A 15,895-nucleotide genomic window follows, 5' to 3' on the forward strand; every position below is an offset into this window, starting at 1 on the left:
TTTTATGATGGAAGCAGTCAAAGTCACCAAAAACGGGTTCAGAAAGGTATATTGTGCCACATTCTACTTGACAAATTTTTTAGTAATCATTATCCTAAAAAGGAAAAGAATGTATACATTTTGTAAGATATCTATCAGAGGAGGTTAAGCCATGCCTTATATTAGCACGAAAACCAATATAGTTATAACAAAAGAAAAAGAAACCACCATTAAGGAAAAGCTTGGAAAAGCAATTGAGTTGATTCCAGGTAAGAGTGAACACTGGCTCATGTTATCTTTTGAAGACAACGCTTCCATGTATTTTCAGGGTAAGTCTGACAGCGGTATAGCATTTGTTGAGGTTAAATTATTTGGAAGCGCTTCAAGCAGTGCATATGATAAGCTGACGGCCGCCATTACCGATATTTTAAAGGAAGAACTGGAACTGGCACCGGATAAGGTTTATGTTAAGTACGAAGAGGTTAGCAATTGGGGCTATAACGGCAATAACTTTTAAGATAAAATCTGAACAGTACCTTTATCTCCGTTCACTAGAATTTCCTCTCCGTCATGTAATGCATCGGTTGCGTTGCCACAGCCTAAAACAGCAGGAATATTATACTCTCTTGCTACGATAGCGCTATGGGATAAGGGACCGCCGGTATCGGATACGACAGCGGACGCTAAGACAAACAATGGCGTCCATGACGGATCGGTATAACGGCACACCAGAATGTCACCGGGCTGCATTTTATCAAATTCCTGAAACGTTAGAATTTTTTTGACTTTTCCTCTACAAAGTCCTCGATTACCGGATATACCTGTCAGTGTATTTTGGTCATTCAATTTTCCGCCAAGTGAAAGGCTGTTCCACAATCTTACGTTTTGAGGGCGGTTTGCCTTTCTTGTTGCAATTTTTCTTTTATAGTCTTCAATAGTACCAGATAGATTATAGACCTCCTCTAATGAAAGAAAAAGAATGTCCTTTGGTTGTTCAAATAGTTCAGGAAAGCGGAGATTTAGCTCGAATACAATTCTGCGTGCCAGACCATAACACATTTCAATCAGGTACAGGCTTTCTTCCCGGTTTACATGATACCCGCGTATTTCCTCAATCCTTTTAATTACCTTAGAAGCTTTTTTGGCAGAGAAACTCTTAATAATTTTTGCATGGATTGTCTGATACTTGTTATTCGAGGTGGTCTTTTTATCAGACTGTAACAGGACTTTTATTAAAGGCAGCAGAGAAGTCATATCTTCAAACCATGATACAGAGCTAAAGGCAGAATAGCTGCTACTCGATTTCCAACCGAATTCATTGAGAAAATCCTGCAACCGGTCAGAGAACTCAGGATGGTTGTTTTGAAGGTCTGTTAGGGTACTATTGTCTGCTGCCTTAAGTCCCATAATTGTATTTTCTAATTCATTGTGATTATTTATATAACCCGCAAGCTGTCTGAGTGCAACATTCATTTTCCATGTCTTATAGGGCAAGTCGCTTAGTAAATCATATTCATTAATACTAGTATCTACACGGTGTAAGGCTGGATAAAGCAGCTTGGATATAGCAACAGAAGGAAAAATATTGTAGCGAAAACGTATGTATGCAATCTCTTCTGATACATTCATAAGCTCTCTTAAATCTTGTAGCAATGCATGAACTGACAGGTGGGAGACATCAGACATTGATTTCTTATGTAGTTCTTTTTTGATTCTGGAAAACGCACAATTTGTGTTGGATGAATTAACTTCATAGTTTGTAAATTGGGAAAGAATAAAGGGAATTTTAATAATGCGGGGGGAGATGTGCAGTGTACCTGCTGTGAAAAAGAGTACACCTTTTTCATCCATACTTAATTCGCCGCCGATTGAAATACCTAAGTCGTGAAACACTTTTGATTTTGCTTGTTCTACTAATATACATGGATTTACATCCAGAGGATAAAGAGGGATAGGGCAATGTTCAATCCAATTATTTAAAACCGCCTTCTGAGAAGCATTCAGCTTTTGTTGAATATCATTTGTTTTGTGTAAAGTTGTAATAGGACGAGACTGTAATATATATAGCTTGCCTTTAGAAATAGCCCATTCAATATCCTGAGGACTTCCATAATGCTGTTCTACCTTTCGTCCCATTTCAAAAAGTGCAAGAGCCTGTTCGTCTGTCAGGCAAAATTGATTTCTTTGCTCTGCCTGCGTTTTTCTCTCTTCAACGCCTGTTGTATCATAACAGATAAGTATATCCTTATCACCTAACTTTCTATCTACAATACACTTTTTCGCCTTACTAATTATATAAATATCCGGTGTAACTCTTCCGGAGACAATTGCTTCACCTAGTCCCCATGAGGCATTGAGCATCATTTGTTCTGCATTTTGACTGACCGGGTCAGCAGTAAAAAGAACGCCTGAAACCTCACTCTCAATCATTTTTTGTATAACCACTGCTAAGGACACTTTGATTGTATCAAAGTTTGCCTGTTTTCGATAGGTAACGGCACGCACCGAATACAAGGATGCGAAGCACTTCTTGATTGCGGTGATAAGCTGCTCTTTGCCGACAACGTTAAGATATGTTTCCTGCTGTCCTGCAAAACTGGCTTCCGGCAAGTCTTCCGCAGTGGCTGAGGAGCGAACAGCAACTCTTATATTCTGCCCAAGAGCAGTGTAACATTCTGTAATTTCCTGTTCCAGTTCCGCCCAAAACTGCCCTGAGGCTACGGAGTCACTAAGTTTGTCACTGTGGTTTAATGACTGTGTATCAAAGTCATTTCGATGCATATATTCATCAAACGCATTTCCCATAATACAAAATCCATCGGGGACAGGCAGGCCGGCGTGAAACAGTTCACCCAAATTTGCACCTTTTCCTCCAACGTCAGAAACATCCTCTTTCCTTACTTCTTGAAAATTTCTGATGTATTTCATAGATAAGACCTCCTTCATTACATTCTTATACTTTTGGTTTATTTGCAATATGCTTAAATCGAAAAGATATAGCTGCCGCAATTGCTCCTGCTAAGGCGAGAATCAAAACGCCTCCTATATAATATTCCTGTGGATAACTCAGTGAAAACTGAAATAGTATGGTTCCAATACTACCGCCAAAATTGCGGACTAAATGGACGGTGCTGTTCACGCCGGCAGCATGCTCCTTCGTTCGGGTTGCAGTATATCCTAATAATACGGACATTAACACGCCAGCGCCAAGTCCCAGCAATCCCAGAGCCAGCGTTAAGAAGATTGGAATGATAACACTGCCTATAAGACCTGCCGTCCACCCCATTAAGATGGCAGAACGTTCAGAAATTTTAATCCACCCGCCCAGTACGCTTCCGACACCCATGAGAATAACGAATATGGACAGCAGATTCCCGGCAGTATCTGCACTTAAGCCCATGGAAAACTGCATGAAACTTGGAAGATATGCAAGACAAACATTGTAAAATCCTCCGAGTATAAATACTTGAAGACATAGGTTTCTCAATAAAGGGTCATTTACAAATTCTTTTGGAAGCAGTATGTTTCCTCCTTTGGCATCCTTTAATACCACAAAGAAAAACATTGCTACACCGGTTAAGAGCAATAGATATTGATGATAATACGCTTGCTCTATGCCTAGGGTTATAAGAAAAATAGCGATAATCATTAATACATGTTGTCTGAGCTGAAAGGCTTCTAAAGGCATTGTTAAAACGGTACCCGGAAGGTTGTGAAATACCAGCCAGAAGCTTAGCAGTTCCAATGGAAGTAGAAGGTAAAAGATGGTCTTCCAAGAAGTAATTTGAGGCAGGTAACCGCCGGCTAGACTGCCTAGCCCATTGAATACTATCTGTACGACTGCAAAGGCAGCAAAAAGTGCGGGGTACTTTTTCTTCTCAAAATGCTCGCCTATGATTCCGTAGGTTGCTGGTACTACAACTCCTGCACCTATTCCCATAACAACTCTGGATAGAACAAGATGAAGCATCGAGCTGCTGAAGGGGGCTATTACAGTGCCTATACCAAATAATATAGAACCTATAATGAAGTTTCTCTTATTACCAAATCTTTGACACAGTCCACTTGATAGTATGATAACCGCAGAAGAAGCCAATATGTAGCTTGCATGTATCCAGGAATAAAAAGCAAACGATCTAAAGCTGTCACTGATTGCGGGCAGTGCACTGCTGAAATAGGTCTGCATAATGGTTGAAGTTCCCATGCAAAGCAATAAGCCGGTGAGTATTGCGGTTCTTTTCTGTTTGTTCAAGTTAATGCACCTCCAATAAGAACAGCATAGCACCAACCTGTGAAAAAATCAAATTATTTTCATAGATTAAGAAAAAATAATTAAAGATGGTCGAGAAGTAGCTTTTCTATTACCTGATACCACGAATCAAAACCAACGCCTATCTTGTCTTTATGAGTACACAGTACAGCTAGCATAGCAACGGCAGATGCTAATTCTTGGTCGGAGGCAGAAATATAGATACCCTTTTTTACCCATATCTTTCTAATTTGTTGTATGAAAAATAAGTTATCCGCTGTGGTAACAGGATCCTCGTTGTAGACCAATGTTTCTAATAAACTGCTATATTCATTTGTGTAAAATTTGTTGCTGGTTGTTTTATCTAAAAGAACATTAGCAAGATCAGTAAAAAAGTCCTTCGGTGTTTGATTTTCTTCTTCAATTATTGTAAGAATTTTTTTTCGTATTCGATGCTTCTCATCACGCAGGATTTCTTCATAAAGAGCTTCTTTATCTTTGTAAAATGTATAAAAGCCGCCTAACGAAATGCCGACTTGCTTTGTTAATTCCTGTATTCTAAAATCCTTGAAACCTTGGTGCATGAACATCGTCGAAGCAATCTCTTTTAATTTTATCTTTAGCTCCGCGCGTTCTTCCTCCGTATATGCACGTCCCAAAAAGTTCACCTCCTACCGTAATGAATGTCTATGTATAGTATATTACCTTTTCATCCTTAATTAGTCAATAAGCATCATAGGAGCTAATAAACGACTTGACAAACTAGCAGAAACTGCCGATACTATAACAAACAAGACAAGGCGTTTTACTTATGCTTGTAGGCATTGCTTAAAGCTGCCTTATAAAAGCATGGATTGGAGTTCATATGAAAAGACTAAAGAAACTGTTGGCAGCCGTTACGATATGTACTTTATTAGCCGGAGGCGGAATCCTGTCACCTGTTTATGAAGGGGCAGCCTATGTACAGGCAGCCGCTGTAAAGCTGAATGTGACAAATTCTGAACTTAAAATTGGTGCAACGCTTCAATTAAAATTAAATGGGGCTGAAAAAACCACACGGTGGTACTCAAACAATGAGAAGATAGCAAAGGTGAGCAAAAGTGGACTAGTAACAGCATTAGGAAAAGGCACCGTTAAAATAACTGCCGTTACAGGCACTAAAAAGTACACCAGTACCATTAAGATAATACCGAAAGAGCTGACAGCCACAGAAGTATATCAAAAGACAGAAAAAGCTACTACTGAGGTGATTGCTTATCTTTCAGAGGAGGAATATAGCCTAGGTACCGGATTCTTTATTGATGACGGTGTGCTGGTAACAAATTATCATGTTGTAGCTGGAGGAAAGGTTATCGGCATAGTAACCTATGACGGAAAGGTTCTTCCCGCTACTAAGGTTTTAGGGTATGACAGGGATATAGATATCGCTATTCTAAAAATAGATACACAAAATGAAGTTTTAACCACGAACACAGAAGGCGTGACAGTTGGAGAAACTGTTTATAGCCTTGGTAGTCCTCTGGGACTTACTGCAACGTTTGCAGAAGGGATGATATCGGCTGCTTCCCGTGTATTAGAAGGGGTTACCTATATACAGACTACCGCACCTATGTCAAGAGGGAACAGTGGAGGTCCACTGCTTAACCGCTATGGTCAGGTCATGGGAATTAATACCTGGCAGGTTAGTGAAGGGCAGAACCTAAACTTTTCAATACATATAAAGGAACTGGAACGGGTTAAAACAACCAATCCAATCACAGTAACAGAATTTTTTGAATTATCAAAGGATGACAGAGAAGAAGGGCAGGAATTAACATATAGATTGACAAAGGGGTTTGAGACGCAAGAATTAACCACCGATGACAGTCTGTCCCTGCCATCCATCTATTTAGAGATAACAGCAAGTTATTAAAGGCTGAAGCAGGATGAACGTACAGTTATAGTTTATACATGGAGCGATAAAGTTAATAAGAAGGCTGTTGTATTGGATATAAAACCATGCAGCAGCCTTTTTAGCGATGATTAATTGACTTTGTTTAGCTACTGGGGGCTTAGGCCAAAGTAAGCCAGCAGGCCCTCATAAATAGCATATGCAAAATCATACTGTCTTGTACCTAATTTCTGGGCATCGGAATAATTCGTAATGTACCCCAATTCAATCAGGACAGAAGGCATATTTGTTCTTCTTAAAACATAAAGAGATGGATTTATTCTGACACCATTGTTTTTCGTACCTAGCCGGCTGACAATAGCAAGCAGGATTCGTTCACCCAGATAGTATGCCTGGGTATAATTTTGATATACATAACATTCAGTTCCGTTAATTGCCGGATTGTCATTGGCATTACAGTGAATACTTAAGAAATAATCAGCCGGCCAAGAATTGGCTAACCGTACCCGTTCTGCCAGACTGGAAGTGTTGCTGTAACCTAGGCTTTGTTCTGGTGTAGTTCTTGAGGTGCGAGCCTCAAAGCGTGGATCTTCATTTAAAATATTGGCAAGATAAATCCCTACTTCATAATTAATATCCTGTTCCCTTAACCCAAAACCTTCCGCCCCGGCATTAATTCCAGATGGATTGTGTCCTTGATCTATAAATATCTTAATAGCCAAAACGATTCTCCTTAAAACGATAGTATTATATAGTATTCAGGGGACATTTTTTTTGTTACTAACCAAATACAACGCTCCAATCTGGCATAAGTATTTTTGGAACATGATCACGAGGATATTCGTGGGAGAATTCCATATATTTCTTGACAATACATGCTGATGTAGTATAATTGTTTTGTGCATATGCACATAATAAAGGGAGGGGGATACTTTGTGCCAAGAAATAGAAAATACAGAAAAGTCTGTGCTGAATTTCAGCATAAGGTATTTGTACCGGAGGAGAAGGGAAGGGGTTATATAACCTTGACCGTTGAGGAACTGGAAGCAATGCGCCTGTGTGATTTTGAGGGTCTTGACCAAGAGGAAGCAGCCGTCAGAATGGAAATATCCAGAGGTACACTCCAAAGAATCCTTTATTCAGCCAGACATAAATCTGCGGAAGCCCTGTGCGAAGGAAAAGGTGTACGTATACAGGGAGGTACCTATGAAGTTGCCGAATCCTGCTGTTGTAATTACCGTTGTAAGAAATGTAAGCGGGGAAGAGACACGGCTTCGAAGGAAATATAAAGAAAATTACTATATGGAAAGGAAGACAAAAAATATGAGTGAAACATATGAGTCACAAAGCAGTTGTTCCAGTGACTGCTCTAGCTGTGGGGCAGAATGTTCATCTAGGACAGGAAGTAAGGAGGATTTTTTTGTACCATTAAACCAATACAGCAGAGTAAAAAAAGTAATCGGTATTGTAAGTGGAAAGGGAGGGGTTGGTAAGTCTTTCATCACTTCGTATATGTCCGTATTAATGAATCGGAAAGGCTACAAAACGGCGATTTTAGATGCAGATATCACCGGACCGTCTATTCCAAAAGCGTTTGGAATACACAGCAAAGCCCAAGGAAATGAACTTGGAATATTTCCTGCCACTACCAAAACAGGGATAAAGGTTATGTCTGTGAATTTATTATTAGAAACAGAGGATACACCGGTCATTTGGAGAGGACCTGTTATTGCAGGTACTGTGAAACAATTCTGGTCTGAGGTGTTATGGGAAGAGGTTGACTATATGTTTGTGGACATGCCTCCCGGAACAGGGGATGTTCCTTTAACCGTATTTCAGTCACTTCCGGTAGATGGATTGATTATTGTAACGTCGCCTCAGGAATTGGTTTCTATGATTGTAGCCAAGGCAGTAAACATGGCAACGGCAATGAATATACCAATACTTGGTCTGGTGGAAAATTATAGTTACATCAGCTGTGGTAATTGCGGAGAAAAGATAAGTGTATTCGGTACCAGTCACATTGAAGAGAACGCTAAAAAATACAACTTAAAAGTACTTGGTAAATTACCAATTGACCCTGCCATAGCCGCTGCTATTGATGGCGAAAGAGTAGAAGAACTTTCGGGCTCCTGGTTAGATACCGCCGCAGATATTCTTGAAAATGAGCATCCGGTACGAGATACAAAAGAGGTGCAGGAGTCGGGTACCTATAAAATAGCAGTAACAACCGATGAAAAGAATAATGTATTTCAACATTTTGGAAAGTCTGAAAGATTTACAATATATGAGTTTAACGGAAAAGAGTTAATTAGCAAAGCTACAATCACAAGCAACGGAAAAGGACATGAGGAGCTTGTAGTATTCTTGGCGAATCAAAAAGTGAAGGTTCTAATCTGTGGAGGAATCGGAATGGGTGCCATGGAAGGTCTTATGGCAGCGGGAGTTCTTGTAATTCCGGGAACTTCAGGCGATGTTGATGTGGCAGTGGCCTCCTATCTGGATGGAAGTCTTGCAGATAGAAATGAGCCTACCTGTAACCATTCCCATGAAGACGGAGAAGGATGCAAGGGAGAATGCCATTGCCACGAAGAGTAATTTTAATCGATTTTATCCGGTTCCAAAAAGGCAGCTCGTTTGACGGAATCCTTACCAAATCTGTTTCGGATATCATCCAGTGCTTTATCCAGTTTTTCAAGCTTTTCATTTTTAACTAAATCAAATAAGTTTAATTGGGTATAATCCTCCTCACCCAGCTTAGTTGCCCGGATGCCTAATAAACGAATGGGTGTACCATTCCAGAATTCTTTTAATAGCTGACAGGCGGTTTTGTAAATCAGGTTGGTGGTATGAATGGGTGATAACAAAGTCGTCTGGTGAGATTGATGATTGAAAAAGCAATCTGTAAGCTCCACCATGATACAGCTGGATTTCAAATTTTCCGTACGAAGTCTGGCAGCCACCGTCTCACTCAGGGAAAGCAGAATCTGACAGGCCTCTTCATAGTCGGATACGTCCTGTGATAAGGTGGTGCTATTGCCGATTCCTTTACTGGGAGCAGGGGTGGACACTACAGGACTGGCATCTCTGCCATGTGCATAGTGATAGACCCTTTCCCCGTGTTTATTCCCTAGGTGAGCTTTTAATACAGAAAGGTTTGTATTGGCAATATCACCAATAGTATTAAGGCCTAAGTCTCTTAAGGTTTTACTGGAGGAACGGCCGACGGAATAAAGTTCTTCTAATGGAAGAGACCAAAGCTTTTCCTGCACCTCCTCCGGAAACAAGGTGTGAATTTTATCTGGTTTTTCAAAGTCAGAAGCCATTTTGGCTAATAATTTGTTGGTAGAAATACCTATATTTACAGTAAATCCAAGTTCCCTGTAAACCCTCGTCCGAATGAGATTGGCCAGCTCAAGGGGAGAGGAATAACTAAAACAAGCACCGGTCATATCCATAAATGCTTCATCAATGGAAAAAGGTTCTATATTGGGAGTATACTCGTGTAGTAAAGAATGCAGGCTTTTAGAGCACTTCTCATATAAAGGGCGGTTTGGCGGAACCAACAGAAGTTCAGGACATTTTTGTAATGCCTGATGAATTGGTTCTCCGGTCTGTACTTTGAATTTTTTGGCAGATGTTGATTTTGCCAGAATAATACCGTGACGTTTTGTGGAATCCCCCCCAACGGCAGAAGGTATGGTTCTTAAATCTAGAGTTTCACCTAAGACTTCCAGACGGTATACTGCTTCCCAGCTTAAAAAGGCGGAATTAACGTCCACATGAAATATAATTCTTTGCTGCATGGTTATCCTACTCCCCTTTCTTACGTTAGGTTTAACGTTTCATGCTTTGACAGGTACAAAAACTTAATTCCACCGATATAGATAACGTTTCGCACTTGTCTTAGTTTAAACTTTCGTGCAATATTCTGGTTCAATTTTATAACAGCCTGACGGGTTTGGCAATAGGTTTGGATAATTTTTAAGAACGTTCGTTCTTTCCTTAAAAAGATTGACAAAAAAGTAACGAAATATGCTTTCGTCCGAATTTTATATTTCTTTTTCTAGGAAAATAGGTTATAATAACAAAAAGTTGTATCACAGCTTAAGTCAAAATTGTTTATGAAAATGGAGGTATATTATGTTAGTATCAGCAAAAGATATGCTTAACAAAGCAAAAGCAGGCCATTATGCAGTGGGTCAGTTTAACATCAATAATCTGGAATGGACCAAGGCTGTACTATTAACAGCACAGGAGTTAAATTCCCCTGTAATACTTGGTGTATCTGAAGGTGCTGGAAAATATATGTGCGGATATAAAACTGTTGTAGGTATGGTTAACGGAATGTTGGAAGAACTAAAGATTACAGTTCCTGTAGCCCTTCACTTAGACCACGGCAGTTATGATGGAGCATTAAAATGTATAGAAGCAGGATTTTCTTCCATCATGTTCGACGGTTCCCATTATGCAATTGAAGAAAATATTGCAAAGACTACAGAACTAGTTAAAATCTGTAATGAAAAGGGACTATCCTTAGAAGCAGAAGTAGGCTCCATCGGTGGCGAAGAAGACGGTGTAGTAGGTTCAGGTGAAGTTGCAGACCCTAAGGAATGCAAGGCGATTGCTGATCTTGGTGTAACGATGCTTGCAGCAGGTATTGGTAATATTCATGGTAAATATCCTGAAAACTGGACTGGATTAAGTTTTGATACCTTAGCTGACATTCAGAAATTAACAGGAGAGATGCCTTTAGTACTTCATGGTGGTACAGGTATTCCTGAAGACATGATTAAAAAAGCGATTAACCTTGGTGTTGCTAAAATCAATGTTAATACAGAGTGCCAGCTGACTTTTGCAGCAGCAACTCGTGAATACATTGAAGCAGGAAAAGACAAATCAGGAAAAGGCTTTGACCCTCGTAAGCTTTTAGCACCTGGCTTTGAAGCAATCAAAGCAACCGTGAAAGAAAAGATGGAATTATTCGGCTCTGTAGGAAAAGCTTAAGAAACATAATATTGTATATAGTGTAGAAACCTGGCAGTTCAGCCCATGTATTTTAACATGATTTGAACCTGCCAGGTTTTTTTTTATTAGCCAAGTCATAAAAGTATTCAAATGCTAAAATATTGTAAGAATTAAAAAGGTTAAATTATAGTAGGCTTATTTTTGCAGTTTCTTCTTCAATGACTTTTTTATCAATCCGCTCAAAGAGAATCTCTGTGTCTGGCAGCCTAAAATCAGAAGGAACAAAATCAGGTTCCCATTCTTTTTTTAGTTCCAGCCATTCTATTATCTTAGCAGACGAAAAAGGAAGGAATGGGGATAAGAGAATGCTTAAATTTGCAATGATTTGCGTGCAATTATATAAGGTGTTCTGGCAGGCGATAATGTTTTCCGTTCTGGTAACCCAAGGCTTTTCCGTATCAAAGTATTTATTAGAATATCTGACAAAAGTAAAAATATCATCTAAGGCCTCTTTAAAATGCCCTTTTTCAATCTTTTCTCCGGTAGTGGTATATAAGTCTTTTATACACGTTTCTATACCCTTCTCTAATACGCCAAATGTAACTTTATTATCAAAAAATTTATGAAGAAAGGCAAAGGTACGATTAATAAAGTTACCATAGGCTCCTAGAAGTTCGCTGTTATGGCTATGAACAAATTCCCTCCAAGAAAAATCAGTATCCCGCTTTTCAGGTCCATTTGCTATAAAAAAATATCGCAGGGAATCAGGTGAGTAACGGCTGACAATATCCTTTACCCATATGGCATAGTTTTTACTAGTGGAGATTTTCCTGCCTTCTAAGGTTACATGTTCACAGGATATGATTTCATCCGGAAGTCTTAAGCCTTCGCCATGTGCTAGTAAAAGACCAGGCAGTATAATTGTATGAAATGGTATATTGTCTTTGCCGTGAACGTAATAATGTTTTGCAGTATCACCCCATAGTAATTTAAAATCTGTACCACGCTGGCTGGCGGCTGTTTTGCTGGCAGAAAGATATCCCAGCACATTTTCTGCCCAGATATAGATGCTTTTATTCTTATAATTTTTCTTTGGGACAGGTACGCCCCAATCTAAATCCCTGGTAATGGCACGATCTTTGAGACCTTCTTCTAAATAACGGTTTGAAAAAGCAAGCGCATTTTTACGCCAGCTGATGTGAGAGCTAAGATAGCCGGATAGTTCTTGCTCTAACTTTGATAATGCAAGATATAGATGTTTTGTATTTTTTAAGTTGGCAGAACTGCCGCAGATGGAGCATTTTGGATGCAGTAAGCTGCCACTTTCTATTACTTTGCCACAGGTATCACATTGATCTCCTCTAGATTCTTCACCGCAAATGGGACAAATGCCGATAAGAAAACGATCTGCTAAAAAGGTATGGCAATTCTCACAATATGCTTGTGGAGCATTTGATTCAAAGATATAAGGACTTTCATAAAGCTTTTTGTGAAAGGCTGTTACAAAATCCCTGTGTTCTTTTCCGGAAGTCTTTAAATAGCAGTCATAGCTGAAACCAAGTTTATGAAAACAATATTCGAATTCCCGGTGATAAGAATCACTAATTTCTTCAGGGATTTTCCCTTCCTGTTTTGCTCGAATAGCTACGGGTGTTCCGTGACAGTCGCTGCCGGATACGTAATAGACATCGTCGCCTTTCAAACGGTGATATCTGGCAAGAACATCTCCTGGAAGCAGTGCGGCAAGGTGTCCGATATGAAGGGAGCCATTGGCATAAGGCCAGGCACCGCCTATTAATATTTTTTGTTGTAAGTGTTTCATGTCACATCTCCATTTCTATTGAATTTTTCATGGTAAACAAGGTAAAAAAGATATAAAAAAAGCCCTCCTCTCCGAAAAATTACTTTTTCGGGGACGAGAGCGTATGCTTCGTGTTACCACCCCAAATTCATCCTTACCTCACGGTAAGAACCTTATTAGCTACGGGTAAGACATGATTTACCGATAGCATATCACGATAACGGGTGCACCCGTCACAGCCTAAACAGTAAGTTGTCGGTGTGAAGCTCCAAGACCATCTTCGGCATGTTCTGATTCGACCCTTTCTCAGCAACCGGGTTCTCTGTACTATCATAGTTTGCTTACTCTTCTTTTCTCAGCCTGTTTTTATGAAATTAAGAAACACTCTAAACGATTTTGTAATAATTGTCAAGTGAAACTAAAATTTTTAAAACTATAATTTTCTGAATGCTGTCCGTATGCCAAAGTATAGTAAAGCGATGCCAATCAAAATGTTCAAACCATTTGTAATTACAGTATCTATATAAGTGTGCATTAGGCTTCCTAAAGCAGCAGTTATAGAAAGAAAAAACATTGTTGAACCTAGAGCGCCCATTCCGTAAGCATAAAAATCCTGTTTTTTCATTTGACCTTCTGCAATCTTAGCAGAAAAAACTCCGGCCCAAAAAAGGATGGTTAAGGGATTGGATAAAGTTAAAAGTAAAGTATTTATAAAAACATTGGTATATTTAGCAGAGTTTACAAGCGTTAAGCTGGGGAGTAGTCTTATATGAAAGCTTCCTAAAATAGCACTAAGTCCAAAAACAATTAATACCAAAGCACCAGAATACTGTAACAGCTTTTTTGCCTTCGGATATTTATCCAGAAAAGTGCCAAGACCTAATATGGCAGCCAGAATATACAATCCATCTACTAAAGTTACACCAAGTACCCCGGTAAGGGCAATCAAAAAACCTGAATTAGCCGCTGTCTGAAGGATAAAAAAACAAATAGGACCCACTGCAATCTGTAAAAGCATACCAAAACAGAAACCTTTACAAAACATCTGAATTTTTGTCTGATTCATTGTAACCACCTTATCTTAATGTATTTGTACTATTATAGGGTGATTTTTTTAAAATGACAATCTGTAAGTAAAAGATTTTATAATGTAAAGAAGAACAGGATTATACTTATCTTATTAACAAATTCCGCATGTAAAGTTAATAATAAAAATTGGGAAGGTTGCAGGCAAGAATTTTTATTGAAAATAAAGACCATAGAGATTTGTGTATAATGAAAAATTAAACGCTAGTTAAAAGAAAAATAAATGCTAATGTATACGGATATTATGTAAAAATAGGTTATGCAATATATAAGTTTTCATATACTGGAATGCCTAATAAAAAATTCGTTATAACTATTGACGGCTCAGTACAATGGTATATAAGGAAATAAAATTAGTATAAATATAGCAAACGTAATTAAATGCATTATATAAATAACACTAAATGCATTTTGCGTGCAATATTATAGTGCAGAATAATAAGAAATATGCACTGTATTATTGACATGTGATATAGAATAAATTATAATGAAAGCAGCAAGGATGTTGCTAAGCAGCTACATGTGTGACGAGTGAATAGTGCAATATATTGCATTATATAGCAAAAAATAATACTAAAGGAGATGTATTATGAGTGAAATAAAAATGTATGCAGACAACCTGCCCAATATACCCTGGCAGGATAGGCCTGAACATAGCGAAGGTCCTGTCTGGAGGTATTCAGAGAACCCGATTATAGGAAGAAATCCGTTAAAAGGAGTTGCAAGGATTTTCAATAGTGCGGTTGTACCTTATGAAGGGAAATTCATAGGAATATTCCGAGCTGAAACAACCAACGGAGTTCCGCATTTATATCTGGGGCGTAGTGAAGATGGAATTCACTGGACCTACGATTCGGAGAGAATTCCTTTTGTGAATGAAAAGGGAGAGCCTTTTCTGCCAAGATATGCATATGATCCAAGATTAATTAAGGTAGAGGATACTTATTACATTATCTGGTGTACAGATTTTTATGGTGCAGCATTGGGGCTTGCCAAAACTAGTGACTTCAAGACCTTTGTAAGACTTGACAATCCATTTTTGCCTTTTAACCGGAATGGTGTTTTATTCCCAAGAAAGATTAACGGAAACTTTGCTTTATTGTCAAGACCAAGTGACAGCGGACATACTCCCTTTGGAGATATCTTCTTAAGTGAAAGCCCTGACTTAGTTTATTGGGGAAAACACAAACATGTTATGGCTAGAAGCGGTGCCCAGTGGTGGCAGGCACTTAAAATCGGAGGCGGTGCAGCACCTATTGAAACCAGTGAAGGCTGGCTGCTCTTTTACCACGGTGTAACTGGAACCTGCAATGGATATGTTTACAGCATGGGTGCGGCAATTTTAGATATTAATAATCCATCCATTGTAAAATATCGTTCAGATGCCTTTATTCTGACACCGGAGGAATGGTACGAAGAACGAGGCTTTGTGGCCAATGTGGTTTTCCCATGTGCAACATTGCATGATGCTAAAACCGGCAAGATAGCAATTTACTATGGAGCGGCAGACAGCTATGTAGGCTTGGCTTTTACAACGCTGGATGAAATTGTAGCCTTCATAAAGGAACACCATGTAGAAATCGGGGATGATACATCTATTGGCATTATGTAATTTGTAAGGTTAATCAGCTGAATAAATTGGCTGGATTGAATTTGAGGTATATGGGTGAAAAGCAAAAATTGTAGTAGTTTTTATGGATTTAGAACCAAGATGTGTTATTTTTAAGGAATAGATATCAGCTAATAGTATGTAAAAAAGAGATGGTGTGTACATCTCTTTTTTGCTTTCCGGAAGAAGACATGACAGTAAACAATGTAAGAGGGCTCTTTATTCAAATCCTTAGGTTCTTTGTACACTCCTATCGATAAATTCGTAATATACTACATATAATTTTTTATCAGTATAAAAAAATGCATTGCA

Annotated in this window: 13 protein-coding genes and 1 pseudogene; 7 read left to right on the plus strand and 7 right to left on the minus strand. The window is 38.9% G+C overall.

What is annotated here, in order from left to right:
- Positions 1-151: 151 nt before the first annotated feature.
- A complete protein-coding gene (locus acsn021_RS01645; RefSeq protein ID WP_184094508.1) occupies positions 152-496 on the plus strand; it encodes a phenylpyruvate tautomerase MIF-related protein in 345 nt (114 codons plus the stop codon).
- Here acsn021_RS01645 and acsn021_RS01650 read toward each other — a convergent pair.
- From acsn021_RS01650 to acsn021_RS01660, 3 genes are all read right to left on the minus strand, one after another.
- The gene (locus tag acsn021_RS01650; protein WP_184094510.1) at positions 493-2,907 is read right to left on the minus strand and encodes a PEP/pyruvate-binding domain-containing protein; all 2,415 of its coding nucleotides are present in this window, start codon (positions 2,905-2,907) and stop codon (positions 493-495) included. The genes acsn021_RS01645 and acsn021_RS01650 overlap by 4 nt on opposite strands.
- A 25-nt stretch (positions 2,908-2,932) precedes the next feature.
- The gene (locus acsn021_RS01655) at positions 2,933-4,231 is read right to left on the minus strand and encodes an MFS transporter (RefSeq protein WP_184094512.1); all 1,299 of its coding nucleotides are present in this window, start codon (positions 4,229-4,231) and stop codon (positions 2,933-2,935) included.
- 80 nt (positions 4,232-4,311) lie between these two features.
- Complete coding sequence (locus tag acsn021_RS01660) at positions 4,312-4,887, minus strand: TetR/AcrR family transcriptional regulator (protein ID WP_184094514.1); 576 nt, start codon at positions 4,885-4,887, stop codon at positions 4,312-4,314.
- Positions 4,888-5,093: 206 nt separating this feature from the next.
- Between acsn021_RS01660 and acsn021_RS01665 the strand changes: the two genes are divergently transcribed.
- Positions 5,094-6,140 carry a trypsin-like peptidase domain-containing protein gene (locus tag acsn021_RS01665; protein ID WP_184094516.1) on the plus strand — a complete coding sequence of 349 codons (1,047 nt, stop codon included), beginning with the start codon at positions 5,094-5,096 and terminating at the stop codon, positions 6,138-6,140.
- 128 nt (positions 6,141-6,268) lie between these two features.
- Here the strand turns inward: acsn021_RS01665 and acsn021_RS01670 are convergent, their stop codons facing one another.
- Positions 6,269-6,841 (minus strand): N-acetylmuramoyl-L-alanine amidase family protein, encoded by a 573-nt coding sequence (locus tag acsn021_RS01670; RefSeq protein ID WP_184094518.1) that lies wholly within the window; start codon positions 6,839-6,841, stop codon positions 6,269-6,271.
- Between the two features lie 213 nt (positions 6,842-7,054).
- Between acsn021_RS01670 and acsn021_RS01675 the strand changes: the two genes are divergently transcribed.
- The 3 genes and pseudogenes from acsn021_RS01675 (at position 7,055) to acsn021_RS23120 (ending at position 8,717) form a co-directional block, all read left to right on the plus strand.
- Entirely contained in the window at positions 7,055-7,408 is a 354-nt protein-coding gene (locus acsn021_RS01675; protein WP_184094520.1) for a DUF134 domain-containing protein, read from the plus strand.
- A 34-nt stretch (positions 7,409-7,442) separates the two neighbouring features.
- A pseudogene (locus acsn021_RS23115) lies at positions 7,443-8,282 on the plus strand (P-loop NTPase); the annotation flags it as partial.
- Between the two features lie 30 nt (positions 8,283-8,312).
- Entirely contained in the window at positions 8,313-8,717 is a 405-nt protein-coding gene (locus acsn021_RS23120; RefSeq protein ID WP_334297326.1) for a NifB/NifX family molybdenum-iron cluster-binding protein, read from the plus strand.
- A 2-nt stretch (positions 8,718-8,719) separates the two neighbouring features.
- Here the strand turns inward: acsn021_RS23120 and acsn021_RS01685 are convergent, their stop codons facing one another.
- Positions 8,720-9,925 (minus strand): DNA polymerase Y family protein, encoded by a 1,206-nt coding sequence (locus acsn021_RS01685; protein WP_184094522.1) that lies wholly within the window; start codon positions 9,923-9,925, stop codon positions 8,720-8,722.
- 337 nt (positions 9,926-10,262) lie between these two features.
- On the opposite strand from acsn021_RS01685, the gene fba reads away from it, so the two are divergent.
- A complete protein-coding gene (gene fba / locus acsn021_RS01690; protein ID WP_184094524.1) occupies positions 10,263-11,126 on the plus strand; it encodes a class II fructose-1,6-bisphosphate aldolase in 864 nt (287 codons plus the stop codon).
- 145 nt (positions 11,127-11,271) lie between these two features.
- On the opposite strand, the gene metG is transcribed toward fba, so the two are convergent.
- Complete coding sequence (gene metG / locus acsn021_RS01695) at positions 11,272-12,909, minus strand: methionine--tRNA ligase (protein ID WP_184094526.1); 1,638 nt, start codon at positions 12,907-12,909, stop codon at positions 11,272-11,274.
- Positions 12,910-13,321: 412 nt separating this feature from the next.
- Positions 13,322-13,954, minus strand: a complete 633-nt coding sequence (locus acsn021_RS01700) for a LysE family translocator (RefSeq protein ID WP_243167947.1) — start codon at positions 13,952-13,954, stop codon at positions 13,322-13,324.
- 609 nt (positions 13,955-14,563) lie between these two features.
- Here acsn021_RS01700 and acsn021_RS01705 point away from each other — a divergent pair.
- Complete coding sequence (locus acsn021_RS01705; protein ID WP_184094528.1) at positions 14,564-15,586, plus strand: glycoside hydrolase family 130 protein; 1,023 nt, start codon at positions 14,564-14,566, stop codon at positions 15,584-15,586.
- The last annotated feature ends 309 nt before the right edge of the window (positions 15,587-15,895 follow it).

Source organism: Anaerocolumna cellulosilytica (assembly GCF_014218335.1).
Classification (GTDB): domain Bacteria; phylum Bacillota; class Clostridia; order Lachnospirales; family Lachnospiraceae; genus Anaerocolumna; species Anaerocolumna cellulosilytica.